26 protein-coding genes are annotated in these 25,905 nt (G+C 42.5%); 25 read left to right on the top strand and 1 reads right to left on the bottom strand.

Going from position 1 to position 25,905, the window contains the following annotated elements:
- Positions 1-74 precede the first annotated feature (74 nt).
- From BFG52_RS03805 to BFG52_RS03920, 25 genes are all read left to right on the top strand, one after another.
- A complete protein-coding gene (locus tag BFG52_RS03805) occupies positions 75-494 on the top strand; it encodes a hypothetical protein (RefSeq protein ID WP_067559108.1) in 420 nt (139 codons plus the stop codon).
- A 16-nt stretch (positions 495-510) separates the two neighbouring features.
- Positions 511-945 (top strand): hypothetical protein, encoded by a 435-nt coding sequence (locus BFG52_RS03810; RefSeq protein WP_067552844.1) that lies wholly within the window; start codon positions 511-513, stop codon positions 943-945.
- Complete coding sequence (locus tag BFG52_RS03815) at positions 942-1,532, top strand: hypothetical protein (protein ID WP_067552846.1); 591 nt, start codon at positions 942-944, stop codon at positions 1,530-1,532. Before BFG52_RS03810 ends, BFG52_RS03815 begins: the two co-directional genes overlap by 4 nt.
- Before the next feature lie 299 nt (positions 1,533-1,831).
- Positions 1,832-2,089, top strand: a complete 258-nt coding sequence (locus BFG52_RS03820; RefSeq protein WP_067552848.1) for a hypothetical protein — start codon at positions 1,832-1,834, stop codon at positions 2,087-2,089.
- A complete protein-coding gene (locus BFG52_RS17145; protein WP_169817559.1) occupies positions 2,089-2,265 on the top strand; it encodes a hypothetical protein in 177 nt (58 codons plus the stop codon). Before BFG52_RS03820 ends, BFG52_RS17145 begins: the two co-directional genes overlap by 1 nt.
- Complete coding sequence (locus BFG52_RS03825) at positions 2,266-3,906, top strand: portal protein (RefSeq protein WP_067552850.1); 1,641 nt, start codon at positions 2,266-2,268, stop codon at positions 3,904-3,906.
- Positions 3,903-4,196, top strand: a complete 294-nt coding sequence (locus tag BFG52_RS03830; protein ID WP_067552852.1) for a Bbp19 family protein — start codon at positions 3,903-3,905, stop codon at positions 4,194-4,196. The genes BFG52_RS03825 and BFG52_RS03830 overlap by 4 nt, the downstream gene beginning before the upstream one ends.
- Complete coding sequence (locus tag BFG52_RS03835) at positions 4,189-4,848, top strand: hypothetical protein (protein WP_067552854.1); 660 nt, start codon at positions 4,189-4,191, stop codon at positions 4,846-4,848. The genes BFG52_RS03830 and BFG52_RS03835 overlap by 8 nt, the downstream gene beginning before the upstream one ends.
- Positions 4,848-5,753: a phage capsid protein gene (locus tag BFG52_RS03840; RefSeq protein WP_067552856.1), complete on the top strand. Its 906-nt coding sequence runs from the start codon at positions 4,848-4,850 to the stop codon at positions 5,751-5,753. Before BFG52_RS03835 ends, BFG52_RS03840 begins: the two co-directional genes overlap by 1 nt.
- A gap of 67 nt (positions 5,754-5,820) precedes the next feature.
- Entirely contained in the window at positions 5,821-6,138 is a 318-nt protein-coding gene (locus tag BFG52_RS03845; RefSeq protein WP_067552858.1) for a hypothetical protein, read from the top strand.
- A gap of 61 nt (positions 6,139-6,199) precedes the next feature.
- A complete protein-coding gene (locus BFG52_RS03850) occupies positions 6,200-6,763 on the top strand; it encodes a hypothetical protein (RefSeq protein WP_067552860.1) in 564 nt (187 codons plus the stop codon).
- A complete protein-coding gene (locus tag BFG52_RS03855) occupies positions 6,763-8,844 on the top strand; it encodes a phage nozzle protein (protein ID WP_067552862.1) in 2,082 nt (693 codons plus the stop codon). The genes BFG52_RS03850 and BFG52_RS03855 overlap by 1 nt, the downstream gene beginning before the upstream one ends.
- Positions 8,845-8,846: 2 nt before the next feature.
- The gene (locus BFG52_RS03860) at positions 8,847-9,299 is read left to right on the top strand and encodes a GNAT family N-acetyltransferase (RefSeq protein ID WP_067552863.1); all 453 of its coding nucleotides are present in this window, start codon (positions 8,847-8,849) and stop codon (positions 9,297-9,299) included.
- On the top strand, positions 9,296-9,781 hold the full coding sequence (locus tag BFG52_RS03865) for a hypothetical protein (RefSeq protein WP_067552865.1): 486 nt from the start codon (positions 9,296-9,298) through the stop codon (positions 9,779-9,781). Before BFG52_RS03860 ends, BFG52_RS03865 begins: the two co-directional genes overlap by 4 nt.
- A complete protein-coding gene (locus BFG52_RS03870; protein WP_067552867.1) occupies positions 9,781-10,260 on the top strand; it encodes a hypothetical protein in 480 nt (159 codons plus the stop codon). The genes BFG52_RS03865 and BFG52_RS03870 overlap by 1 nt, the downstream gene beginning before the upstream one ends.
- Complete coding sequence (locus BFG52_RS03875; protein WP_067552869.1) at positions 10,260-12,290, top strand: hypothetical protein; 2,031 nt, start codon at positions 10,260-10,262, stop codon at positions 12,288-12,290. The genes BFG52_RS03870 and BFG52_RS03875 overlap by 1 nt, the downstream gene beginning before the upstream one ends.
- Complete coding sequence (locus BFG52_RS03880) at positions 12,290-15,214, top strand: transglycosylase (protein ID WP_067552871.1); 2,925 nt, start codon at positions 12,290-12,292, stop codon at positions 15,212-15,214. Before BFG52_RS03875 ends, BFG52_RS03880 begins: the two co-directional genes overlap by 1 nt.
- A gap of 4 nt (positions 15,215-15,218) precedes the next feature.
- Positions 15,219-17,729 (top strand): hypothetical protein, encoded by a 2,511-nt coding sequence (locus BFG52_RS03885; protein WP_067552874.1) that lies wholly within the window; start codon positions 15,219-15,221, stop codon positions 17,727-17,729.
- Positions 17,730-17,752: 23 nt separating this feature from the next.
- Positions 17,753-18,160, top strand: coding sequence for a hypothetical protein (locus tag BFG52_RS03890; protein ID WP_157758066.1), 408 nt, complete (start codon positions 17,753-17,755; stop codon positions 18,158-18,160).
- A 59-nt stretch (positions 18,161-18,219) separates the two neighbouring features.
- Positions 18,220-18,555: a hypothetical protein gene (locus BFG52_RS03895; protein WP_067552878.1), complete on the top strand. Its 336-nt coding sequence runs from the start codon at positions 18,220-18,222 to the stop codon at positions 18,553-18,555.
- Positions 18,555-20,204 (top strand): phage terminase large subunit, encoded by a 1,650-nt coding sequence (terL, locus tag BFG52_RS03900; RefSeq protein ID WP_067552880.1) that lies wholly within the window; start codon positions 18,555-18,557, stop codon positions 20,202-20,204. Before BFG52_RS03895 ends, terL begins: the two co-directional genes overlap by 1 nt.
- A 9-nt stretch (positions 20,205-20,213) precedes the next feature.
- Positions 20,214-23,171 carry an SGNH/GDSL hydrolase family protein gene (locus tag BFG52_RS16970; protein WP_067552882.1) on the top strand — a complete coding sequence of 986 codons (2,958 nt, stop codon included), beginning with the start codon at positions 20,214-20,216 and terminating at the stop codon, positions 23,169-23,171.
- Positions 23,172-23,239: 68 nt separating this feature from the next.
- Positions 23,240-23,518: a phage holin family protein gene (locus BFG52_RS03910; RefSeq protein ID WP_067552884.1), complete on the top strand. Its 279-nt coding sequence runs from the start codon at positions 23,240-23,242 to the stop codon at positions 23,516-23,518.
- On the top strand, positions 23,505-24,011 hold the full coding sequence (locus BFG52_RS03915) for a lysozyme (protein ID WP_067552887.1): 507 nt from the start codon (positions 23,505-23,507) through the stop codon (positions 24,009-24,011). Before BFG52_RS03910 ends, BFG52_RS03915 begins: the two co-directional genes overlap by 14 nt.
- Entirely contained in the window at positions 24,008-24,523 is a 516-nt protein-coding gene (locus tag BFG52_RS03920) for a hypothetical protein (protein ID WP_067552889.1), read from the top strand. The genes BFG52_RS03915 and BFG52_RS03920 overlap by 4 nt, the downstream gene beginning before the upstream one ends.
- A gap of 106 nt (positions 24,524-24,629) precedes the next feature.
- On the opposite strand, the gene BFG52_RS03925 is transcribed toward BFG52_RS03920, so the two are convergent.
- A complete protein-coding gene (locus tag BFG52_RS03925) occupies positions 24,630-25,616 on the bottom strand; it encodes a tyrosine-type recombinase/integrase (RefSeq protein ID WP_067552891.1) in 987 nt (328 codons plus the stop codon).
- Between the last annotated feature and the right edge of the window lie 289 nt (positions 25,617-25,905).

Here is a 25,905-nt window from a genome sequence, read left to right on the forward strand (position 1 = left end):
CTAATTCTGCTGCTGATTTTTTTCATTTTTGCCAATGGTACCCAATCCACACATCACGCAATGGGGTATTTATGATGCGAATGAGTGAAAACGAGCTAGAAGCACATTTGAATAAGCACAATAAGCGCAAAATTAGCGCCGTACAGCCATCTAAAAGCAAAAGTGATGTAAGGGTACTAGGTCGACTTAAACAAGGCGTTATGAATCAAACAGAACGCAAATACGCAGGGCACTTAGAAAGCTTAAAAATTGCTGGTGAGATTTTGTATTACGCATTTGATTCTATGAAATTTCGACTCGCTGATAAGACCTTTTACAGTCCTGATTTTATTGTTTTACGTTCCAGTGGTGAACTTGAGGCGCATGAGGTCAAAGGACACTGGGAAGATGATGCCAGGGTAAAGATCAAAGTAGCAGCTTCAATGCATCCTATTCCATTCATCGCCGTGAAATGGAATAGCAAAAATAACAATTGGGATTACGAGAATTTCTGAGAAGAGCGAGGGTCTGATGGGATTATTTAACGTTGATGAATTGAGAGTTGATCATGCTGCACTCGAAGACCCTCGCGCACGCGCGCGTTTACTTGAGATAAACAAGCGCACAAGGGCATTCAGAAAGAGTTTAAGCAAGTACAAGCGGCCTGACTTTAACCGCATGATTTTAGACTTGTGCAAGATGGGCTGGACGCATGAAAAGATCGCTCATGTCCTGCCCGTGTCGGGCGCTTCTACAATCTCAGAATGGGCGCGCGGTGGTGTACCTAATTACGACAATGGCCATGCATTTGTAATGTTCTGGCAACAAGAAACGGGAGTGCAAAGAGTGCCTTTAATCGGTGAGTGGGGAGCGTATCAGTACAAAGTTGGTCAGCTAGATATCTTTGAAGATGGTGGGCTTTGTGATCAAATAGTGGGGGAATTAGATCGTGAGATAGAAAATTGAAGTTTAAGAACTTTGCTGTGCTTGGGTTAACATTAGCTTATGGGTTAATTTGTGGTTTTCTTACTGGTTATGACAAGCTTAGTGGGGAGAGGAGCGTGGATTGGGGAGCGGTAGCGGGTTTTACGTCAGCATTTGCAACATTCGTTAGTATTGCTGCAATGCTTTGGATATTCAGCCAATGGAACAGACAAAAAGGTAGTGAGGTGGTAGCCAATGAGGCTAAACATTGCATTATTCAATTGTCTGGACTGGCGGAGATTCAGGTTGAGATGTTGAGGTCTTTAGAAATACATAATGATCATCGTGTAGATGAAAAAATTTTTTTAGAATTTAAGGAAATTTATAGGCAGATCACTAAATCAACACGATTTTTGAAATCAGTATTAGATGATAAGGCTTTAGAAAACGATTTATCTAACTTATTGAGTGAAATTAAAAAAACCATTAATAGTATAAATCTCTATTCGGATGGTAGAAGGAGTTATGATGAAATCAACGTAATTGAGGTTGAAAATGTTGAATTATTAATTGATAGTTTGTTCAAATATTCGTTATATGAAACCAGCTTCAAGTCTAGTAAAAAGTGAATTATGATCATTTACTAAAAAAACTAGATTTTTACACATAAGGATAAAGCCCTATTACTAGATAGGGTTTTATTTTATTGCTTTAACTAATTTCACATTTCAAGTTAAAAACGAAATTTTATGTTTACCTTTAAAAACAAGTGGGTAGCTGAGTAGTTTATATGACCATTCAGCCTGAAAACAAGCATAAACCATCGCCTCCACCAAATAGTGGAACCGATATTAAGTCTAAATCACCCAACAAATCATAACTGACCGCATTCAATACTAGCCCTATCACAACTGATGGGGCTTTTTTTATGGCTACACGTAAAGTTCAAACACCGGGCGCACCTGAGCCTGATCAATCGGAGCTGCAAGAACAAGAGCAACCGGAACAGCAGCCGCAGGATCAGCAACATGATCAATCGGAGCTGCTTGCACGTATTGCAGAACTCACAAAAGAGAATGCAGCACTCAAACGCAAACTGACGCAGGCAAACAAAACAGAAGCGCCTGAGCCGGTGCGCTATCGCACTGTATTAGGTCCCAATGGTTGGACGCAGGAGATCGTGTAATGGGTGGTAAACCAAAGATCGTTAAGCAAGACCCGGAGGGTGATGCAAAGAAAGCTGCAGAGGAAGCAGCGATTAAATCCAATGCTAAAGCTGCACTTCGCAATCGGACACGCAGTAACTCTGTTTTGGCCAGTGCAGACCAAACGCAGAAAAAGACAACATTAGGCGGTGGATAGATGAATACAGATCAGTTATGCAGTCGTCTAAGTCAGCTCAAATCATTGCGTGCTCAGCATGAAAATCACTGGCGTGAGTGCTATCAATACGGCGCACCGGAACGCCAGCAAGTTTTTAGCGGTGGACCAACGTTTAGCGGTAAAGAGCGAGAAACACAGCGTGCTGATCTGTTTGATTCTACAGCGTCAGAAGCTGTGCAATTGCTTGTAGCGTCGATTATGTCGGGAGTGACGCCAGCCAATGCACTATGGTTTAAAGCTGTTCCCGACGGATTGGACTCTACAGATATGACCGACGGTGAGCGTTGGCTTGAAGACGTATGTAATTTTATGTGGCGCAATATTCATGCTGCCAATTTCGATAGTGAAGCACCTGAAACCGTCACAGATGTAACCGTGGCCGGATGGGGTGTGCTGTATATCGACATCGATCGCGAGGCAGGCGGCGGCTATGTGTTTGAGTCGTGGGCACCTGGTAGTTGTTTTATCGGCTCCACTCGTTCAGACGGCTTGATCGATACGATTTATCGAGAACATACGATGACAGCGGAAGCCATGGTAAACACCTATGGCGCAAATAACTGTCATCCATCTATCGTGAATCGTGCTGAGAAAAGCCCAAATGATGCGATTAGCTTGCTGCATGTGATTTGTCCGCGTAAATCGAAAGGTGCTGGCCAGATCAATAAAGATATGCCATTTGCTTCATATCACATCGATATTCAAAACAAGCACACAGTCAAAGAGAGTGGTTATCACGAGTTCCCTTGTGCGGTACCACGCATGCGCCGTATTCCAAATAGCTTGTATGGCAATGGTCAAATGAGTATGGCTTTGCCTGATGCTAAGTCGGCTAATCGATTGATGCGTCGTACGCTTGAATCGGCTGATTTGTCGCTGGGTGGCATGTGGATCGCAGAAGATGACGGCGTATTGAATCCGCATACAGTTTCAATTGGTCCACGCAAAGTCATTGTGGCAAATTCAGTTGATTCAATGAAACGCCTAGACGATGGAACTACATTCCAAGTAGCCGAATATCTGTTAACTGGGCTACAGGGTAGCATTCGCAAAAAGCTTATGGCTGATCAATTGCCGCCAATTGGTACGCAGCAAATGACAGCAACAGAGATCAATACACGGATTGAGATTATTCGACAGCAATTGGGGCCAGTCTATGGCCGTTTCCAAGCTGAATATTTAATCCCTATTCTTGATCGATGCTTCGGCTTAGCCTTTCGTTCTGGTGTTCTTGGTGCTCCACCAGAGGAGCTACAAGGTCGCAATCTTTCATTCAAGTTTATGTCACCGATGGCGCGTGCTCAGCGTATTGATGAAGTGATTGCAACTGAGCAATTTATTGAAAGCATCGCTGGTGCGGCGCAGATCGATCAAACCGTTTTAGATAACGTCAACTTTGATGCTGTGGCACAGGTCACAGGCAAAGGTCGCGGCGTTCCTGCGTCTATTCTGCGTAGTGCTAACGAGGTTCAAGAGCTACGCAAAGAACGAGCAGAAGCGCAACAGCGACAACAGGAAGAACAGCAACAACAACAGATGCAACAGATGGCTGGCCAAGCTATGGCTAAAGGTCTTGAGGGGCAGATGGCACAGCAAATGGGTAGCAAGGTGATGCAGTGAGCGAACAAGAGGAAGTTTTAGAAACGGGCAACTTTGTAAAGCGTAAACAGTTCAGCCAAGCAACACCTGAGCATTACCGCCTAGCTTTCGATTTCGATGCCAACGGGCAAAAAGTCCTTGAGGATTTAGTTGCCCGTTTCTGCAAGTCAACTTATGTACGCGGTGGCCAAGATGCTGAGCGCGAGTCTTGCTATCGCGCAGGGCAAGCATCTGTAGTGAATTTAATCTTAACGAAGATCAATCAAGCGAATGATCCAAATTACAAAACAGAGGAATTAAACGATGAGTGAAGAACTTAATACACCAGTTGAAGAAAACAACCCACAGTCATTGCTTGGTGGTGAACCAACACCGAATGAACCACAAGAGCCAGCCGAGCCGCAACCAGTGGGCACAGCACCTGATTCGATTGACGGCTACGAAGTCAATGTCGATGGGTTTGATTTTGACGAGTTCAAGTCTATTGATGAAAACAAAGAGTTCTTAGAGCGCGCACGTGCTGCTGGTATGGACAATAAGGGGCTTAATTTCCTCCTAAGTGAATACAACCAGTTAATTCCTGAACTTATGCAAGCCAATGCCGCTTTAGAAAATGAAGCATGTGTCAAGCATATGTCTGATGTGTGGGGTGCTGATACCGATCAGAACTTTGGCTTTGCACGTGCTGCAGCTGATAACGCTATTCAGAACGGCGTACTAACTGCCGAAGAAGTGAATAGTCCTGAGTTTGGTAACAATCCGCTTGTTTTAAAGATGGCTGCTTACTTTGGCCAGCAACTCAGTGAAGACACCCCCCCTCAAAACACACAGCAAACCGCAGCACAAAGTGTCTCAGAATTAATGAAATCAGAAGCCTACTGGAATGAAAAGCATCCAGACCATGCACGTGTCTATGCTCAAGTCCAACAGAGCTACAACAAACAATACAAGGAGGCTAATTAATGCCGACAGTTAATCAAAACCGTATTACTGCAGCGTTTGTACAGCAGTTTCATGACTCGTACGAAGTTGCAGCAATGCAGAATGAGTCACGACTCTTAAGCACAGTTCATAATCGCGGAAAAATCGAAGGCGCATCATTCACGATCAATGACATGGGTCAAGTTGAAATGAAGCCGTCGGGTGAGCGCTTTGGCGATACTGAATGGACAATCCCAGACACTGGCGTACGTACGGCGCTAATGGCTGACTACGATTTATTTATCCCGATTGAACCGCGTGATTTGCCGAAGTTGAAAGCAGTTCCAACTGATAAGTACATGAAGAACTTACTCAGTGCTCGTAATCGTCAGATCGATGCGATTATTTACAATGCATTAATCGGTGGTATCACTCGCAAAACTGTCAAAGATGATGGCTCCGATGAAGTGACTACTGTGCAGTTGCCAGCCTCTCAGATCGTTACATCTACGTTTGGATCGCTCAAACAGCAATTGATTAAAGCAAAATCAATCTTCCGTGCAAACGAAGTGGATGAACACAACGGCGAAACAATCAATGTGACTTACACATCTGACATGCTCGAAATGATTTTGAGCGACACAACATTAACCAGTGCGGACTTCATGGCTGTGAAAATGTTGCAAGAAGGTGCTGTGAGTGGCAAGTGGTTAGGCCTCAACTGGATTCCGTACGAAAAAGTCAAAAAAGGTGCTGCAGAAGGTACGAAGCGTATTGCGATGTACACAAATACAGCCGTGCATTTCGGTGATGCCGATATCACTAGCTTTGATATTTCAACTCGTCCAGACAAGAAAAACATCAAGCAAGTAGGGGGCGTTCATTCATTCGGTGCTGGCCGTGCCAATGAAATGAAAGTCGTGGCGATCGACTATAAAACTCAATAATCCATATAGCCCTGCGTTCGCGTGGGGCTTTTCATACCGAACAAACGTAGATATAAGGATTTTTAAAATGAACCGAGCAGATGCTATTGCATTGGATGAACAGCGAAAGAATAGTGAATGTAAGAAATGTGTTGGCATTGATATTAAAGCATTGCAATCTAAAGCTGCTGATACTGATCGACTCTTAAGTAATAAATTGCCGCTTGAATATCAAATTAAGAAAGGTGAATTTTTATCTAAAGTAATGATTGATCATGGTGGCGATGGTGCTATCTACGATGAGGCGCGAGAGAAGTTACTAGAAACTATTAAGCAAATTAATCTTGATGTTGTTGAATCTGTATGTCTAGCAGATGATGGCTATACACCAATGCAGTCTCGCTAACACCCAACAAATCGAAACTAAACCTCGCTCATGCTTAAGAAAATGAGCGAGGTTTTTTATTATGATTGCAACAAGAATATCAGTATGTAATGAAGCGCTGAACTTGATCGGTGCTAAGTCTATTTTGTCATTCGACGATCAGTCTGAAAATGCACGGCGCTGTGCAGTTCTTTACGATTCAACACGGCGCACATTATTGCGTATGCATCCGTGGTCCTGCGCTAAGAAGCGTGTACAGCTATCACCAGTGGTCACACATCCAAGCTTTGGTTACGCGCATGCTTTTGCATTGCCGTCGGACTTTGAGCGTCTTGTAAGTGCTGGCACCAAAGAATTTGAAATTGAGAATCGGCATATTCTGGCAAATACAAATCTGATTAATCTGATCTATGTTTATGACAACGACAACGAGCAGACTTGGGATTCATTATTTCGCCAATGCATGATCGATTATCTTGCGTCGAAGCTGGCCAAAGCGATAACAGGTAGCAACGCTGAGGGTGATAGCGCTTGGCAACGTGTGCAAATGATGTTGAAGCAAGCACGCGCAATCAACGGACAAGAGCGGCCTAGCCAAAACTTTAGTGACGATTTTCAATCTGAGCTGATTGGGGTGCGCTACTAATGGCTAAGATTTCGATTATAAAAAATAATTTCAGCAGCGGTGAGTTATCGCCGTTGCTCAGTACTCGCACCGATGTTGCACAGTATGCCCATGGTGCCAATCAGATTTTTAATGCAATTCCCCTTGTTGAAGGAGGCGTAAAGAAAAGACCGGGTACGTTTTACCGCAGCCAATTTACTGATGCAATTCGCTTAATTCCGTTCGTTTCAACGACCAAGAATGCGTATTTAATCATCTTAAAACCCAAACAGATCATTGTTTATGATCCGAAAAGCGATAAGCAATTATTCACATTAAATACATCGTACGAAGCTGCTGCTATTCCAGATCTGCAATACGTTCATTCGCGTTATGTAATGTACTTCACGCATCAAGAGTACAAAGTAAGCATTCTTGAGTGTTCAGAAGATTTTACTAACTGGCAATTCAAAGCGATGGAATTTGATGTGCCGCCGACCGATGAAGTTGTCTCAACGCCAAACGTGGCATTGACGCCATCGGGCAAGGATGTCGGCGAAAAGATTTCTCTGATCGCATCTAACTATCCTGATTGGAATGCAGCCACAACATACTTTCAAGATGATCGTGTTGTTTACGCGAATGCGATCTGGAAAGCATTACGCGATAATAAAAATGTAGAGCCTAAGGCGGAAAACTTAGAAGACTGGGCTATCACAACAAACGAGGAAGCCAATGTATTCAAGCCGGAGCATGTTGGCGCGATTGTACAGATCAATGGCGGCTATGCACGTATCGTTGAGTATGTAGAGCCATCAAAGGTTATGGCTGAAGTTGTTGTCGAATTAACTGCAGTCGTACAAGCTATTGCAAAGTCTTGGGTGTTAAAAACATCGGCATTCAATGATGCGCTTGGTTACCCGAAATGCTGCTCGTACTTTAAGCAACGTCTTGTCTTTGCTAACACTAAAAAATTTCCAAACAAGCTTTGGTTTAGTCGCACCGGCAATCCTACAAATTTCTTAGAAACAACTGAGGATGCAGACGCATTTAGTGTTGTTTCATCTTCTGATCAATCTGATTCGATTGCATTTTTAGCACCACAAAAAGGCCTAATCACGCTGACAAGCGGTGCAGAGTTCTTAGTGGGTTCGGATGGGGTATTAACACCAACGTCAGTACAGATAGACGAGCACACAGCGTACGGAGCGTATAACACACGACCTTGCCGCGTTGGTAATGAGCTGCTGTTCGTGCAGCGCGGCGGTCAGCGTTTGCGTGCATTATCTTATCGTTATGAAGTAGATGGCCTGGTCTCACCTGAGATCAGCATCTTATCCAGCCATATCGGTGAGAATCACAAAGGCATTAAAGAAATTACATACCAGCAAGAGCCACAAAGCTTGTGCTGGCTGGTTCTTGGTGATGGTAAAGCAGCAAGCATTACATTCAATCGCGAACAAGAAGTGATTGCTTGGGCGCGCCATGATTTCGGTGGCAAGCTTTTAAGTGTTTGCGCTCTACCAAGTGAACTTGGTTCTGATTACTGTTATTTCCTCATTGATCGTGGGTCAACAATAACACTTGAAGAAATCTCATTTAATGCATTCACGGACTGCGAACGTAAAGTCCTGCTAGATGCTGGACAGTCAACAATAGATAACACTGAGTTTTCATTTTTAAATGACATTGCGATCTATCAACGCTTTGATGATGTGCATTACTCAGTGGATTTCTCACTTGAAGATAACAAGATAAATCTAAAAGATTATGGCACCGAGTCTGCATCACTGAATATCGGCAGACCAATCAATATGATTGTCGGTTTATTTCCGCCAGAGCTAAGCGAAGCACCAGCTACATCACTATCAAACAAAGCCAAATTAACGGCCATAGCCTTTTATTTTCACAAGACACAAGAGCCTATTTTCAACAATCAAGTCTTGCAGCTCTATACATTTAACGGCGGATTCTCTCCACCCAAACCATTCACCGGAAGACATATGTATGAGGGTGGTGATTGGGATGATTTATTCAAAATGGAACTGCTTATATTACACAACAAACCTTTGCCGTTTCACATGCAAGCTATGTCTATGACAATTCAAATTAACGAGCGTTAGTTATGAAATTACGTACAGCAGGGCTTGCGGATTTACCGCACTTAATTGAAATGGCGCAGGACTTTATCAAAGAAGCGCCAAACTACAGAAAACGTACTTTGGTTGTTGGTGCACTAGAAAACAATCTAAAAAGCATTGTCGAGAGTGGCGCTATTTTTGTTGTAGAGCTGCATAAGAACATTGTTGGTGGGATTGTATGTGCAACTACGAAAGACTGGTTTAACGATGATTTGATCGCATTTGAGCAAGTCTTTTATGTCAAACCTAAATACCGCGCTACACGTGCGCCGTTGCTCTTAATCGATGCACTAATCGAGTGGTCCCATGGCATGAATGCCTCACGCATTCAGTGCGGTACCACAACAGGAATTCAGACCAAGGGATGCTTGCGATTGTATGAGCGTTTTGGATTTCGTGAGTTTGGTCAGTTATTTGATATGGAGCTAGATCGATGAGCGAAATTATTAAACCCGATAACACGGAACTACTGCAGCAAATCTTTGGGGATATCCAGCAACAGTCGTATATCGATGTTGTGCGCGATGTACAGCAGCAGATACAAGACAATGCAGAATTGATCGATGTGCCAGTTGTGAATCATTTCGCACCGGGTGTTTATATGCGTCAGATGGATGCTGTGGCAGGCACTTTAGTCGTTAGCAAAATGCATCGTACTGAGCACATGAATATTTTAATAAAAGGCTCAATTACTGTAGCAACAGAAAATGGCATTGAGTTTTTGCAAGCGCCAGTAGTTTTGAAGTCTATGCCCGGTACTAAACGCATTGGTTATTTTCACGAAGATAGTAGCTGGATCACAGTGCATCCAACTGAAGAAACGGACCTAGAAAAAATAGAACAGCAAGTAATTGTTCCTGATTCAGAGATAGATCAATTCCTTGCATCGCTTCCTCAGAAAGTTAAGGAGTTTGAATAATGTCATGGGCAGCAGTAGCAGCCGTTGCGGCTGCAGCAGGGGCGGCGATTGCCGGATATTCATCATACACATCAAACAAAACAGCGAGCAAACAAGCCGAAGCAGATGCAGATGCACAGAAAGCGCAGGGTCGTGTCGAGGCTGAACGCATACGACGACAAAAGGAAAAAGTGCAGTCAGCAGCACGTGCGGCGGCAGCAGAGAACGGACTAGATGTAAATGAGGGTACGGCGATCACGATCAACGATCAGATAGAACGCGACGGTCAATATGATATGGAGGTCGCTAGACAAACTGGCGTTAACTCGTCGAATCGACTAATGGCTGAATCAAATGTATATAAGCGCAATGCAAACATGGGCGCATTGTCAGGTGCATTGAATGTCGCATCAACAGCCACATCATTTAAAAGCGCTAATTCATCATCTACAGCACTAAGTAGTAAGAAGTCCGCTAACACTGGCAAGGGGTGGAAATAATGGCACGTATTCCTATGGGGAACTTCGGCGAAACCCGTACACAAGCCGAACGGATTAACTTGCCGCAAGATCAAAGCGGTCAAATGCTTGCCGGTGCATTGCAAAACGTTTCAGGCGTTGCACAGCAAGTCAAAGAAAAGAATGATCGTGAGCAAGAGAAACTAGATGTTCAAGCCAAGAATCTTGAACTCTATTTAAACTCACTGGATAAGCGTGACGGTCAGCTTAAAGTTGATGAGGTGTTATCAACAGATTTTAGCGATAAAGTTGCAGAATTACGGCAGCAAGTGGGCAATGGTGCGCTTGATGCGAAGAAAGCTGCAGAAGATTTTAAAGCATGGTCCGATGAACGGTACCAGCGGCTCATGCCAACTCTTCCCGGACATGCAGAAAATGAATACCGGATGCAATGGCAGCAAAATGTTAATAAGCAGATCGGTAATTTTCTACCGCTGCAGCTTAAAGCAGCTGATCAAAAAGAAGCTGTGCTTGCGGATCGTGCGTACAACATCGCAACTCGCATGGACAGATCAGAGGGTAAGCAATGGCTAGGCGAAAAGCTTCTAGCATCAAATATCCCAGAAGCTCAAAAGCAGCAGTACATGATCAACTATGAAACAGATCAAGATAAACTTGAGGTTGAATCAGGGATAGAGAGTGCCTTTTCATCAGGTAGCATTGATAATTTACGTAAAGTTCAAGAATCACTTAATGAGAAAAAATATTTAAGTGGGCAGGAAGTACAGCGCTATAGTGCTTCGATTTCTAGCAAGATTAGCACTTTACAGCAACGCCAAGAAATTGAAGAAAACAAGCGCTTAAATGAGGCCGGCAAGGTATTAAATAATTTTGAGACTGCAGTATTAACCGGTATTGAACTTGGTGATGAATTAATTAATAACACGGCTGCAGCTGTAAAAGGCACACAGTACGAAGCCGACTTTAATTTTTATCTAAAGCAATCAAAAGACTTTCAACGCTTTTCAAAACAAAGCTCTAGTGCACAACTTTCTGAGATTAACAATTTCAAGGCTAAGCGCGGCAAGTCAGACGATCCAGTCGCTGAAAACAAAATACTTTCGGCATACGAATCCATCTATGCGGAAAACTTAAAAGAGGTGAAAGAAAATCCCACGCAGGCGCTAAAAAAAGCTGGTGTAAATGTTCCTGACTTCAACCCTGCAACGCTTAAAGTAGACCCGGCAAATGCCGCTAAAACCATTGCGACAATTGGTAGCTATCAAGTCGCATTAAAAGATAAGGATGCCAATGTAAAAATTAGTCCGATTTCTACAGAAGATTTACCGCAAGCTATACAAAGCTTTGATTCACTAGATATAAATGGAAAGCTCAATTTTATTGGGCAAATGATCGAAAGCTCTAAGAACTCAAAGGGTGGTGACCAAATTTGGGGGGCAGCATTAAAGCAATTGGGTGCAGGAAATCAATCATATGTAATGGCTGGTGTTGCGAAAAAAAATGGCTTCAAATCAAATGATGGTAGAGATGTATCATCACTTATCGTTATTGGTGCTCAGGCGTTAAAGAACAAACAATTAATCATGCCTAAAGATGAGTTACTGCAGCAAGAGTTTGGCAAATATGTAGGAAATTCAGCAACAGGTGAAACGGCAAACATGACGTTTGATGCTTTTAAATCAATTTATGCAGCACTTACTCAGCAAAAGAATTATCAACATAAAGATAAGGATGACTTAGACAAAAAGAGCATTAAGCAAGCTGCTGAATTATCAACTGGCGGCGTATATGAACAAAACATGAAATTTGGCAACTCTAAGTGGAAAGTCTCAAAACCTTGGGGGATGGATGACGATCGCTTTGAAGCAATTATGGAAACTCGTTATGACGCTATTGTCAAAAAATACAATATATCTAGCGGTGGCGTGCGAGATTTAAGAATCCATCGCGAGTCTAACCGTGGTCCCGGTGGTGTAATTCGATATAGCTTACTTGATGCACGTGGTACTCCGCTTTATTACATCAATATGCCTGATGGAGTAACCAAATAATGAGTAATTGGCTATCTGATTATACAAGTGAAGAACAAAAGTCTATTGATGCCTTAGCACAAAAAACAATCCCTAAAGAAACTAAGGAAACAGGATTTTTTAGTGGTATAGCTAAAGCGCCGTTTACGGGTGCTGCGTCGGGATTTGCAAAAGTTGCTGATGTGATAGCTACGCCGTTCGATGCACTTGGTGATCACCTTGTATATACATATCGAGATATAACGCTTGAGAAAGGATATCTTGAGCCATATGCAGAATTTAAAAAGAATCAGGAAGCTAAGCGTAATAATTTGCTATTCGAGGGCTTGGAAGCTTTAGAGGATAAGGAGAATACGGGTACTGGTGGCTCGATAGTCTATGGCATATCTGATTTTGCAACACGGGCAATTATGGGCTCTGCTGCTGGCGGTATGGGTGGTGCTATAGCTGTAACTGGACTATCAGAGGGAAATCACAGCTATAAAGATTTGGTACGGAAAGGTGTTGATTCTGACACAGCATTAGGCGTTGCTGCAGTTGATGCTGGTATTGCTGGCGTATCTGCAGCCTTACCGATCGCTTGGGGGTTAAAAGGTACAGGTGGTATTGCTAAAGATGCGGCTTTGTCTGTGGGTGGTGCAACAGGTTTGTCTGTGGGTGGTCAAGCTGCAAGCGGTGAAATACTTAAAGCAAATGACTACGACAAGCAAGCTAAGAAGTATGAAATTACAGCGGAATCATTAGCGACTGAGGTTCTTTTAAATAGCTTCATGTTTGGTGGTGCGCGCTATGCGGCTGGTCAAACGGCTCGACTTGATAAAGAAATTAATCAAGAGCGAGAAAGTTTAAGTGTAGATCAAATAGAACAGCGTGATACACAGGTTCAATCTGCTTTAGTTGTGAATGAGTTGCAAGCGGATCAAGCTGCAGCACCGGTAAAACCAAAAGACCCCATCGAGATGAATAAGCATTATGAAAATCTCGATACAGCAAGGGAGCAAATTAAAACAGGTAAGCCGGTTAGCGTGCCACATGAAGTAAAAGGCGAAGCGACAAAGCCTAAAATGACTGCAGCAAAGATCGCAAGCTATACAAATAAGCCTTGGGCAAAAAGAATCGCTATCGAAGCCGAGAAACGCGGCATTAATCCAGCTGATGCCGTGATTATTTCACATCTTGAAACTGGTGGAACTTTTGATCCGAACATTCAACCGAAGACAAAAAGTGGCAAGATTCTGTCATCGGCAAAAGGTTTATTTCAGGCACTAGATGGTACACATAAAGCCATGGGCGGCGGCGATCGTGCTGATGGGAACAGTCAAATCAATGTCGGCTTAAACTACTACCAGCACAATGCAAAGATTTTTAAAAACAAATTTGGTCGTGATCCGTCGGGGCTAGAAGTCTACTTCATGCACTTTTTTGGCGAAGGTGGTGGACCTGTCTTTTTAAAAGCTGGTGACAATGAAAAATTCATTGATGTGGCCACACGTTGGAGTCGTGATACTAAAAAGAAAAGTGCTAGACAGACTGCATCCGAAATCACAAATAGCCACGGCTTTCAAAATATGACGGTTGGCCAAGTCAAAGCCAAATATCAAAAACGTTGGAATGATGTAGCTAAAAAATATGGAGGCGATGGATCTGGCATATCAACATCATATGGCATGGATGGCAGCAGCTACGATATGTCGTACGATGTGAAATCACTTGATGATCTAATTGCATCAAATGATGCTGCTTTCGGTGTAAATCCTAATTATCCAGCTGAACTACAGCCGCGCGATCGTACCCGTGCAGCTTCACGTGAGCAAATCGAGGCCATGGCAAATGATCTCAAACCTGAGTTGCTAGGCGAGTCATATAAGCTTTCGGATGGTGCGCCGATTCTTGGTCCTGACAATGTCGTTGAATCTGGTAATGGCCGTACGCTTGCTTTACGTCGTGCATATGAAACTGGTAAGGCTGATGAGTATCGAAGCTACATTGAGCAATATGCTAGAGAAAAGGGTTGGGATATATCTGGTATTAAAAATCCTGTACTTGTGCGGAATCGCTTAACAGATACAGATCGCGTGCAGTTTGCTAAGCTGGCCAACGAGTCAGACGTAGCACAGTTTAGTAGTTCAGAGCGTGCGAGAAGTGACGTAGATCGCTTACCCGATTCGTCGCTACTTAAGATCAACAATGACGGCTCAATCAATATTGACGGCTCAATGGACTATGTGCGCAGCTTTATAAGTAATTTACCAAAGTCTGAACAAGCAGCTGTGATGACTGCTGACGGTCGCTTATCTCAAGATGGCAAACGCCGTATCGAATCTGCTATTGCGCAACATGCATATGAAGATTCAAATCTAGTTAAGCGACTTTCTGAAAATTTAGACGATGAAAGTAAAAATGTTCTGAACGCAATGCTTAGAGCAGCCCCTCAGTTGTCACAGCTCAATGCTTTAGTAAAGCAGGGCGGTAGACACCAAAACACAATTGCAGCTGATCTAGCGCAAGCAGCGCAGAAACTCAGTGACATAAAAGCGAATGGTCAAACTGTTCGTGATTATTTAGATCAAGGTCAGCTCATCGATGATGGATTGAGTCCTGGTGCGAAAGAATTTCTCAGCAGCTTTGATCAAAACAAGCGTAGCGCGAAAGCTATTGGTGATGACATCCAAGCCAAGATTGATGAAATTGAAGCGATGGGCGATCCGCGCCAAGGCTCATTGTTCGGTGAAACGCCAGAGGAGCAGGCGGCATTAGAAATAATTATGCAAAACCCTGATCAAGAAATCTCTGTAAGTCGCGTTAGCCCCAATGGCGATGTCGAAGAAATCACAATGACTTTACGTCAACGATTAGATGAGCTTGAAGCAGAAGCCAAAGAGGCTCAAGAACAAGGTATAGCGGCCGAAGCGGCAGCGAATTGCACACTAAAATTTGGAGCATAAGTAAATGAAACAGCAATGTATTGATGCAGTAGAACAAGCAATTGGCCGCAAGCTTCGCGTAAATGAGGCACAAGATATTGAGGCTAAAATAATTGAAGCTAAGAAAAGTCTAGCGCGTGGTGATCGAGCCAAATGGCAACAGATGACGGAGAATGAACGTTTACTAGAAGCATCCAAAATCGTTGGAATGAATGCTTTAGCAGAAGTAAAACGCAAGAATATGATCCTTGCTAACGATATTCTGACGCAAAATCGAAACCTCGAGATACTGAAAGATCAAAATCATAAGCTACCAGTACGTGAACGTGTCGATCGCATGGTGGCGAACTATGGTGATATGTCTGGGATTCAGTCTATTGACTCAAAAGCGCATGCAATAGCATCAATTTACCGTGGTGCTCTAGTTGATCTGTATACCAATATTAAAGGCGCTATGGGTCTATATACAGACAAAGACATGGTTAATAAGGTGGTTAGGGAATTATTTAAGCAAGATACTGGTGATGCTACAGCGAAAAAGATTGCTGAAAAAATGTCAGTGGTCTTTGAGGATATGCGTGTTCGATTCAATCGTTCTGGTGGTGATGTTGGTAAACTAGATGATTTTGGTATGCCGCAAACACATTCATCGGAAAAGCTATTAGAAGCTGGGCGTGATAAGTGGGTGGATTTTGCATTTGAGCGCATCAATCGTGAGAAATACGTCAATGAAGATGGCTCGCTCTATAGTGATCAGCAGATCAAAGATTTGCTCGAATATGCCTATCAAACTATTGTGACAAACGGTGCAAATAAGTTAGAAGTAGGTCGACAAAATACTGGCGGCGGCACATCAAAAGTCACCAATAAACATAGCGAGGGTCGAGTGCTGCACTTTAAAGATGCTGATGCTTGGATGGACTATCAAGCGGAATTTGGCGGTATGCCGTTTGTCGATGTAATCGAGGCGCATATCACTGGCTTATCGAAAGATATTGCGCTTGTAGAAAACTTGGGAAGTAATCCAAAAAATGCAATGCGTATTTTGATGGACTCAGCACGAAAGCTAGAAGCAGAACAAGGCATTGAGACCAAGAAAACTGATAAGACATTAAATCGTGCTCAGGCCATGTTTGATGAGTTCATGGGGGCTAATCGTGCAGAAAGCGAAGTGCTTGCAAATGTTGGGCTTGCTTATCGATCTATGAACGTTGCATCGATGCTAGGTGGCACAACGCTATCGTCAGTGACAGACCAAGCGATGACGGCCAAAACTGCGGCGGTGCACGGTATCGCATATCGTAAAGTGTTTGGTGAGTTGGTTAAAAACTTAAACCCCAAGAATAAGGAAGATCGAGAGCTTGCGCATAGTTTGGGTCTGGCCACGCAAGAAATGCTTGGATCTATAGCTCGCTGGTCTGATGATGGCTTGACTTCGGTTCACGGCAAAGCAGCAAAGCTGGCGACAGCAAGTAATGCCATTGCAACAACTGTCATGCGTGCGTCTGGACTAAATGCTTTGACTGCTGCAAACAAGATCGCATTTTCAAAAATGATGATGGATAAGTACGGCAGACTAACACGTGATAAGGCATGGAATGATTTACACGAATCTGATCGTAAGCTTTTAAAGTCAGCAAGCATCACAGAACAAGATTGGCAAGTATGGCGGTTAGCCAAGCCTGTGGAGGACGCAAGCGGCAATCAACTTCTATCGGCTCGATCCATTTATGAAATACCAGATTCCCAATTAACTCAGTTTGGTGATCCGGCCAAAATTAAAGATGAAATGGCTACAAGATTGCAGGCTCACATCATGGATGAGCAGGGCATGGCAGTTTTAGAAGCCGGACTTCGTGAACGCTCAATGATGAACGTCGGTAAGCGTGGTTCTGCTATGGGCGAGATTACACGCTCAATGCTGCAGTTTAAATCGTTTCCTATGTCATTCCTGATGCGTCATGGTGCACGTGCAATGGCACAAGATTCGTTTGCAGCGAAGGCTTGGTATGCAGGTTCCTTGTTGGGTATGACGACCTTGCTTGGCGGATTAGTAGTACAACTTAAAGAGCTTGCGAATGGTAATGATCCGGCAGATATGACGGAAGGTGATTTTTATAAGCGCGCATTTGTTGCCGGCGGTGGGTTGCCGATTCTGGGGGACATTCTTGTCGCTGGTACCGACACCAGTGGACGTGATGCAGCGGACTTTATGATTGGTCCACTGGGTAGCGACTTAAATACTCTGCTTAAAGTCAGTATTGGTAATGCAACAAAGTTAGCAAATGGTACTGAAACGAATTCGGGCAATGAAATATTCAAAGCAGTGAAAAATAAAATACCGGCACAAAACTTGTGGTACACGAAAGCAGTAACTAATCGCATGATCTTTGATAATATCCAAGATGTTATTGCACCAGGATACCGCGAAAAACTGCAGCGTAAAGCAGAGCGGCAGCAAGGCCGTACGCGGTGGTGGGGTGATGATTTAAGTGATATTCAAGCGCCCGATTTTGCAAAAGCAGTTGGCAATTAATTTTATAATATGAGGATATAGCATTGATTAAAACAGCATGTTTAGGAATGATCGTTTTAATTCTGGTAGGTTGTGTTACTGGTGGTAAAGATGAAACCTCTAATACTACACCCAATAATATTGGGCAACTTAGATCTATATCTATTGCTAAGAGAGATGCTTATCTGAAATGTGTTAAAGATGCTAGCATGCAATATGCGAAATCCACATCAACACCAAATGATGTTGCACAAGCAGCAATTGGTAAATGTGATTCTAATTTGGCTAGCGTGGAGCTGGCGTTTTTCAATCAAGTTAGCGCTGTAGGTAAGGGTAGTATGATTGATTTAGATATAAAGTTATCCAAGGAAGCTGCAGTTGAACTCAAAGAGCAAGCATATCGGGATGCTATAAGGTTTGTTATTGAGGATAGAATGCAGAGCAGCAACTAACTTACCCAACAAACCCAACCCAATCCCCTTGTATATATAGATTACAGGGGGATTTTTTTATGGCAGAGAAAAAGCAAGTTGGGCATTTAAAGCCTGATACAAAAGAGAAGCTAAAGCTATGTCTAGAAATGGCTGCAAGTAGTTCAGTGGATCTAATCACAGAAGCTTATGGCCAAGACATTTTTGACAAGAATGGGCGCGGTGATCTTGTATGGCTATACAAGGGAGCAAAGGAGGCTTTGACGTGTATGGAGAAGCTTAAACGCATTCTAATTGATGATGAACTATCAACTGGCGATGTTGATGGGCGCAAGGTTACACCTGAAGCACAAGCGGCAGCACTGCTAGAAAGTGTGGCTAAAAAGCTTGAAGAACGGAAGCAGCGACCAAGCTAATGATCAAAGTAGGTTTTGCTGCGTTCTTTCTCATCTATGCCGAGGTGCAGAATTGGGATGTTCCCGATTTTCATTTAGATGTCTGTGACTTCTTGGAAGATTACGGCAGTTTAGGCTTGCTCATGATGCCGCGAGGCCATGGTAAGTCTACGATCCTGGATATCTATAATGCATGGAAGCTATACAGCAATCCAGAACATTTGATTTTGCATCAGGGTGCAACCGATCCAGACGCATATAAAGTTAGTCGCGGTACCGAGCAAGTGCTTGAGCGTCATCCATTGTGCCAAATTTATGGCTTTAAAAAGGCTCGCGGAGAAACTCAGAAATGGTGGTGCAGTGGTTCAACTGATGTGCGTCATGGCTCAATTCATGCGCGAGGTATCTTATCCAACGTAACTGGTGCGCGTGCTAATGAGATCCAGAATGATGATGTCGAGGTGCCAAGCAATATTGGTACTCCAGAGGCACGTGCAAAGCTGCGCTATCGCCTTGGAGAGCAAACGCACATTCTCATACCTGGCGGCCAAGAGCTTTACGTTGGAACGCCACATACGCATGATTCACTTTATAGCGAAATTAAACAAAATCCCGATGCAAAATGTTTAATTTTTAAAATGTTTGAGGATGAAAAACGATTTGAAAGTGTCAATGAGTGCCTAATTGGTTTTAAGCCAGTATATGTTTTTAGTGGTATCGGTCGTAGTTCCAAACTACTGGCTGAGGGTGAAGACTATCAAATACAAAAAACTGGTAGGTCTTATAAAATTGCTTTATTTCAAAATCACAATTTAATTGACGTTTACGGTGAAGCGCTATGGTCAAAGCGTTTTACTGCAAAAGAAATGCAAAAGCGTCGCCGTAAGTGTCGAACGCTCAATGAATGGGATTCTCAATACCAATTACACGCAAAACCAGTCGGAGACGTACGCCTCGATCCAGACAAGTTGATTCCTTATTCTGTTGAGCCAGTCTTAAAACGCGCAAATGGCCAGTACTACATGATGCTTGGTAACAGGCAGATTGTTGGCATGACAGCACGCTGGGACCCGGCAAGCGGTAAGAAAAATAGCGATTCATCATCCGTTGCATTAGTATTGCACGATGACCTAGGCAATAAGTACTGGCATCGATCCATTGAGTTGACTGGCGAAGTTATTAAAACCGATAAAGACGGCAGCCCGATCGGCGGCCAAGTCTGGCAGCTATGTGATCTTATCGAAGAATATTACATTCCTAAAATCGTTATTGAATCGAACGGAATCGGTGAGTTTGCTCCGGCATCATTAAAAGCAGCACTTAAAAAGCGGCAATTGCGTTGTGGCGTAGAAGCTAAGCACTCAGTCAAAAGCAAGAACGTACGAATATTAGAAGCCATAGAAGGGCCTTTAGTATCTGGTCTTATGTGGGCGCACGTATCAGTATTAGACAGTGTAGAAGGTGAGAACACATCAAGACAGTACAAGCAAATGCAGCAATTCAATCCCGCTATCACAGAACAAGAAGATGATCATCTCGATTCGCTAGCCGGTGCCATCGTTGAATCACCTGAAAGGGTCGGGAAATTACACAGAACATCTGAGCCACGTGCGCGTGAAGATTGGAGAACGACAGGGGGAATCATAGAAGCCCCTTTAGATTTTCAATAGGGGTTAAGTATGTCAGTGCAGAATCAAGTACCGATAGTTACATACACAGCGAACGGCCAAACGGTAAATTTTCCAATTACATTCGATCTTCATGATGATCGATATCTAGTAGTAACTGTCAACAAAGAAATACCACCGGTCGGCTCTTATGTTGTGACTCAGCATAAAGCCGTAGTTTTTAATGTGCCGCCAAGTCAAGGTGCTGAAATCACTCTTGCGCGTGATACGGTGCCAGATCGAACCACAAACTTTAAATCGTATGACAATAGCATGCGGCCTGAAGTTTTTAATTATGACTTCGATAAGATTTGGCACTTTCTGCAAGAGCAGAACATTATCGATGCGATTACTTTAGCGCGTATTAAAGAGGAAATCGAATGGCGACGAACACACGACTTTAACTATGACGAATTAGCTAGAGCTCGTGACAAACAAGTATTTGATGGTTTAAAGGGCTATATCGATACATATATTGCCGGATCGAACCCGAATATTTTTGGAGGTGTAACTGCTGGCGTTGTATTTGCACTAGATCATAAAAGTGTGCAGACGCATTTAGAAGATATTGCAGATCAGTTGGAGCAGAACCGTAAAAATATTGCTGCAGTACAGCAGGGTTACGTTGCCTCTTTTAAGACTTATGCGCTTGCTGATGCTGCAAAAACTTCATTACCAAAAGATTCAATGATTGAAGTCACTAACGATCCGGTGAATGAGCGAAATGGGCGTTATGTTTGGGATGGGGTGGGATTAACAAAGTCCAGTTATGATCCAGTTGCCATTTCGAGTCGCATGACTTCAGAGGTTATAAACAATCCATTCCTATCATTCACAACATCTATTTCTGTAGATAGTAATGGAATTATTACATTCCCCTCCTTTTCTGCAAATAAATATGGTGATGAACTGAAAAATCATCCATCTATTTTTGAATATTCGCCTGCATCAAACAGTATTATTTACTACATTTATTATCGATATAGTACAAATGAAATAGTATCCGGCACAAGTGTAAGAAAGGCCGATGGTAATATTGTGTTGATTGGCATGGCGTATCAGGGTCGCTTTGCTTCTCAATATGCAGTCAAATATAAGACTGATACGAATGCGATTACAAAACTTTCAAATGAAGTCATTAATAGTAAATTAAACCCTAATTTGCCTTATGACTTTATTTATCAATTTAACAATCAAAGCAATGCTGATTTCTCACCAGTTGTCACCGTAAGTGATGATGTTTTGAAAAGTCTTGGTGTTGAATTTGCACAAAAAATAGATGCTTCTCTCAATAATCGTGGTGCATTCGCGCAAGTCAACTTGTTTGAAAGAAAGCTGCGTGGTCCATTGCGCTGTTCTTTTGCATTCTTGGTACATGACCCGTTGGGTAAATTTGATTTTGGCACTGGTGGACCGATCATTTATTGTCAAAAACTGAATGCGAATGGTGGTGGTGTAGCTAATTTTTTAACGATAGCATCATCGACATTTAGCTTCACGCAGTTGAGCGATAAGACTAGGCTCTATTACCGAAATTACAATAATATTTCATTAAGCCAATCAACTTATCCAGATTCATATATGTCTAACTTCATAATTGGTTTGCGAGCAAGTGCTGAAGTTATAAATCCACTTTATGTGAGTGGATACTGGTTTAGTTACACCGATGATGTAAAAGGATTTAGACAGCCAATCAGCTTATCTGATACACACTATCCGTATTTTGACCGCGTCAGCAGTGCGACTGTTTTAGAGCACTACTATAATGCACATAAATCAACTTCTAAAACTGTCATTGAGCTTCAAGAGTCAGTCAAGAATATTGAAAAATCCTCAACTGTAAATCTTGTCAAATCTAACCTAAATTATGCTTTAAATAATCCATTACACAGTGTCTATATTCGGCTTATTGGTGACTCAATTACATGGGGTGTTGGCGCAGAAAATAGTGCGCCAGCCGGCGATAGAAATCATTCATTGAATGACCAACGCAATAATTTAACCTGTAAATCATGGGCTAATTTGTTGAGAGATTATTTGGGGCAAACATATGCGAATAACGGATTCGTGATTCAAGACGCCCCGGGCTCAGGATATTATGAAAAAGAGTTCATTGTTGATGTGACTGATCAAGCATACTTTCAGTATATTGAACGTAGTTCTGACAAGGCTATTGCTCCAATTTTTAACACTGATTCAATAAGCTTTTTTAATAAAACCTTGCGATTGAGTTCGACAAGCAATAGCAATGGTCGACTAAAATTTAAATTTGTTGGCAGCAAGTTTCGATTGATGTACACGGCACAACAAAAAACTACGGATAATTTTATTGATGTGTATGCTAACAATAAGCTAGTTGCATCGTTTGATTATTCTGCAGCAAATGGATCTCAGAAATATACTGACTATGTTGAGCTTGAACACGGCATTTATGATGTTGTGGTCATGAATCGCAGTGTTGATGGTGGGGTTTTACGACTCGAGGCTGTCTGCTCTGTGAAAAAAGTCAAAGTAAGCAATGATGGCATTAGTGGAACTGGATCATGGGAGTGGATCCCAGGCACTGCTTTGTATAAAGGAAGTATTCAAGATTCTGATGAGTTTGTTTTTGTTATGCTTGGAACAAACGATAAGGGTGATACAACAAGACCGCCGAACAACGAAGTCAAAACATACAACTTCGTCAAACAGATTGTTGTAGACCTTAAGAAACGAAATAAAAATGTAATTGTTATGGCAGCAAATGCTGTGACTGCAAATGAGTCTGACAAGACGTATACACAAGCGGACACATCTGTTCAACTTAAGAAACTATCAGTTGAACAATCTGTTTTGTTTGTTGACCAATATGCCAAGACATTACCATTTAAGTTAACCGGTGATACCTTTCTGGCGGATGGATTGCACCCTAATGATTTGGGCTATCGAGTGATGTTTGAGAATATTAAAAATAATATTTTAGATCTATAACCACCCAACAAATCCCACTAAACCTTACGTTCTAATAGTCGTAAGGTTTTTTTAATGGGACAAATAAAGTGTCTGATTCACAATCAATTATTGAAGCGTCAAGTGTAGCGACTTCCGCTGCAGCCAAAGCAACAGTTGGTGGCGCTGGAGCATCACTACTGGGAAAAGTAACAGGGCTTGATCCTGTGACGGCAATCGGTTTAATCATCGGCGTAGGTGGCTTGCTGATTAGTGTGCTGAGCTTCTTTATCAACGTTTATTACAAATGGCGTGAAAATAAGCGCGCTGATGAAATACATCGACTCAAACTAAAAGAGCTTCGAGGGCAGTGCAATGTCAAAGACTAAATACACTGTAACTGCTCTGACGGTCATTAGCGCGATTGGCGTCGCATTCACAACGAGCTACGAAGGTACGGTATTAAAGCCTTATTACGATAGTGGCAAGGTCGCAACAATTGGCACCGGAACAACGATTTACCCGAACGGCCAGCGCGTCAAAATCACTGACCCACCTATTACCAAAAAACAAGCTGCTGAATATCTCCAATTCCACATGAATAAAGATGCTCAGCGATTTAACAAAACGCTGCAGGGAGTGAAGTTATCTCAAGATGAATACGATCTTTATATGGATTTCACTTATCAGTTTGGTACTGGCGCGTGGCAACAATCTTCAATGCTCCGAAATCTAAAAGCAGAGCAGTACGTGCAAGCTTGTAAGTCTTTACTGAAATGGCGCTATGTTGCGAAAAAAGATTGCAGTATCCGATCCAATAACTGCTATGGCGTTTGGACTCGCCAGCAAGCGCGTTACAACAAATGCTTGGAGGCACAATGATAGATGTATTTTTAGCTAAATTTTATAAGTATGTGATTGCTGTATTGCTTGCAGTACTGCTGGTGCTATTTATCGGATCGCTGATTCAGCGCATTCAAATTAATTCACTAAAAACAGACTTAGCCAAGGCTGAGCAATCGAAAACTGACGCTGTGGCCAAAGCAGTTAAACCTTATGAGCAAGCCATTGCCAAAGCACGATCCGAAGCTATGACCAAAGAAAAAACATACCAGGATAATTTATTAAAGGCAGAACAAAATGCTATTGAAAAAATCAAAACTGCAAACAATGATGCTAGTCGCGCTGATGCTGCAGCTAGTAGCTTGTCAAAGCAACTCGCCGAAGCCAAGCGGAATTTGTCCAACGCCCCCAGAGAAACCATTGTTGAGTACATCGAAGTCAGCTCAGACATATTCGAGCAGTGCGTCAGTGAATATCGAGCAATGGCAAAAGCAGCTGATGCAGAGCGAATTGATAAAGAAAAATTGATAGAAGCTTGGCCCTCTAATTAAGAGGGTTGTTAGTTTGCGAATCTTGTGTCATGGGTTAGATGCGCTGTTTGGGAACGCTTGGTGTTTTGGGTTAGATGCGCAAATAGACATTTTAAAATTTTGTAGATCAATCAAGTCTATTCGCAATCTCTGATGCTGTTGCATTGTAGTAAATCATCAAGCTACGCAAATCTTTATGGCCAATCATCCGAGCCAAGTCTAGCACTTCCAATTTGCGCGCTAATCTTGTGCATGCTTCGTGTCGTGAATCATGGAAGTGTAGATCCTCTATTTCACATCGATCGCGTAGCTTTCTCCACAACGTATCAAAGCTTCCGTGATTAATGTTAAATACATTCTCTTTATCAATATCAGCCATGAACTCTAGGAGCTCTACAGCACGTCTAGAGAGAGGCACATTTCGTTTGGTACCATTTTTTGTCTCAGTTAGGGTTACATACCTTTCTGCTAAAAAAACTCTATTCCAAGTGAGATTTTGTATTTCACCTGCACGCATTGCAGTCTCAATAGCCAAAAGAAAAGCAATGATGATCTGCTGTGTGCTGTTTGTTGGTTTTTCATTATCCCAACTTGCTGCCGTACATAATCTATAAATTTCATCTTCTGTAATGCGCCTATCTCGATGCGCTGGTGGTGATGGCATCTTTAGATCAGCCATAGGTGACTCTCTGATCCACTTCCACTCTCGGCGTGCAACCGTAAATAATCCGGATAAGATATTTCCATCCCTACGAACTGTTGCTGGCTTTACTTCTTTTAGTCGCGCATCACGCCAACGCACAAGATCATCTGTTGTGACCATGGCAATCGGTTTTGCCACCAGCTTCGGAAACTTGTTCTTAAAAGCGTTTAATCGCTTAAGTTCATTTTCACAAGTTTTCTTTTTGGGGCTAACTTCAAGCATGTAGCGATCGATCGCTTCTGTAAAAGTGTAGTCTGGCAACTTACCTTCAGCCTGTTCTCGTAATTCAGTCTCTCTTTTCGATGCCCAAGCCCTAGCTTGCGCTTTTGTATCAAAAGTTGCGCTATCACGAAATCCCTTTATACTAACTTCAGCACGCCATGAGGTACCGCGCTGTCTATACGAAGCCATGTAAAAACCTTTGCTAATCTTGTGGCGTAAATTTGGCGTAGCGCCATGCAATCAAATAATTAGCAAAAATGATATAACATTAAATTAACTGTGCAAGCGGAATCTCTTAAAGCATTGCACAGCATAGTAAAATTAGAAAAAATGATAAAACATTAGAAAACATGAAACTAGCAACATTGCCCGCTGAGCGCACCAAATTCTATGATTAAAGCTGTAAAAAAGTTGCATAAAGTCACTGATAACAATAGACATAGCGACACCAACTAGCATAAAGTTGATTAAAGTTGTA

This window comes from Acinetobacter larvae (assembly GCF_001704115.1).
Lineage (GTDB): Bacteria > Pseudomonadota > Gammaproteobacteria > Pseudomonadales > Moraxellaceae > Acinetobacter > Acinetobacter larvae.